This window comes from Pseudoalteromonas sp. GW168-MNA-CIBAN-0100, from assembly GCF_040309225.1.
Lineage (GTDB): Bacteria > Pseudomonadota > Gammaproteobacteria > Enterobacterales > Alteromonadaceae > Pseudoalteromonas > Pseudoalteromonas arctica.
The window spans coordinates 1-238 of the sequence record NZ_JBEOOL010001058.1 but is presented as its reverse complement, the minus strand read 5'-3'; the positions used below and the strand labels follow the sequence as shown (position 1 = coordinate 238).

Annotated in this window: 1 pseudogene; it reads right to left on the bottom strand. The window is 43.7% G+C overall.

The window, feature by feature from the left end:
* Window positions 1-238, bottom strand: a pseudogene (ychF, locus tag AAEY62_RS24600) (redox-regulated ATPase YchF); the annotation flags it as partial.

Here is a 238-nt window from a genome sequence, read left to right as displayed (position 1 = left end):
TACAGGAATAGTCCATGCGCGTACTTCTTTTACGCCTGCTGTAAAGTAGGTTTGTAATTGCAGTAATTCATAGCCACCACGAATAACAAGGTTAAGGCCTGGCTCTTCTAAACCAAGATCAGCCATAAACTCAAGCTTGTCTTCTTCATCTAGCTCAGAAAGCTCAGATTCAATAGCAGCACATACAGGAACAACAATCGCATCTTCTGCTGCGGCAATAGCGCGTACAACATCAAGG